General features: G+C 45.9%; 1 protein-coding gene. It reads right to left on the reverse strand.

Going from position 1 to position 1,389, the window contains the following annotated elements; all coding sequences use genetic code 11:
* Window positions 1–272 precede the first annotated feature (272 nt).
* Window positions 273–1,289 (reverse strand): IS110-like element ISSpu22 family transposase, encoded by a 1,017-nt coding sequence (locus FW758_RS24445; protein ID WP_446446814.1) that lies wholly within the window; start codon window positions 1,287–1,289, stop codon window positions 273–275.
* Between the last annotated feature and the right edge of the window lie 100 nt (window positions 1,290–1,389).

The raw sequence follows: 1,389 nt of genomic DNA on the forward strand, positions 1-1,389 counted from the left end.
AAAACATATATGGACCCATCCGGTTTGCAAGACATTCGATATCAATTTTGAGAAGAGTTCATTGCACCCATATATTCGGCCTGTTATTGAGGGATTCCTCTGGCCCTGATGGATATTTGCTTCTACTGTCCTTATCATCCCTGCGGCTTCATCAGAGCCTGTGTTTTCGTAAGGTTTTTAGTAGATCAGTCTGACTGTCTCATCATCAAATCAAGTGTCTTAGCAACTTGCTGGTTGGTTAATCGTTAACATAATAAGTACATTTGATGTTGTTACATAGCGAGCCGAAACTCTTGTTCACGTGCCGCGATAACCCATGACATTCTGGCGAGCTTATTCGCGACGGCCACACACGCACGATTGAAACCTCGGCGTTCCGCTAGCTGGATAGCCCAACAACTCAACTTATCCGACTTACTCCCACTGTGCCGCAACACCGCTCTGGCGCCGTGGATGAACAGCGTACGTAAATAGGCGTTTCCCCGCTTACTTATCCCGAGGAGGTTATCTTTCCCGCCACTGCTGTGCTGCTTAGGTACTAAGCCACACCAAGCTGAAAAATGTCGGCCATTGCTAAAGTCTTTACCGTCACCTACTGCAGCATAAATCGCCGTAGCGGTGACAGGCCCAACACCAGGAATAGTCTGTAATCGCTGACAAATCACATTGTTTTGAGTTTCGTTTAGTACTTGAGTGTCACAACTCTTAAGCCGTTTTTCAATGTCGATAACCTCATCATATAACTGATAAAAGATGGCTCTACCCTTGGTGGTCAGTGTATTGGCTTCATCGACCAAAATATCAGGTAACTGGGCTTTAAAAGCCGATTTACTTTTGGTCATCACAATGCCGTATTCCGCTAGCATCCCTCTGACTTGATTGATTAAGGCTGTTGATTGTTTAGTTAATCGTTCGCGCATACGGTGGAGCAGTTGCACATCTTGCTGCTCGATGCTTTTGGGTTTTACAAACCGCATGTTGGGCCGCTGCGCAGCCTCCGCAATGGCTAGCGCATCGTTGTAGTCATTTTTATTACCTTGCCTAAAAGGAACCACATACTGCGGGGCAATTAACTTAACTACGTGCCCAAATTGCTCGAATTCTCTGGCCCAATAACTCGCGCCGCCACACGCCTCCATAACGATAAGGCAAGGCTCAATTTTCGCGATAAATGGCAGCAAGTCTTTGCGTCTAAGCATTTTCTTTTTGATTAACTTGCCCGCTTTATCGACGCCAACAGCATGAAAAACAGACTTTGCGATATCTAAACCGATTGTAGTAATCTTCATAGGTGGACCCGTCCTCTTTCTGATGAGTTTTAGCGACTACATCGTGGCCCATTGCGAGGCCGATTTAAAGTGGATGGGTCCATTCCATTATCCATGTTTT

The organism is Shewanella sp. 1180_01 (assembly GCF_052850535.1).

Bases quoted from the DNA above. Each gene is read 5' to 3' on its own strand.
- FW758_RS24445 (WP_446446814.1), bottom strand. From the start codon at position 1,289: ATGAAGATTACTACAATCGGTTTAGATATCGCAAAGTCTGTTTTTCAT.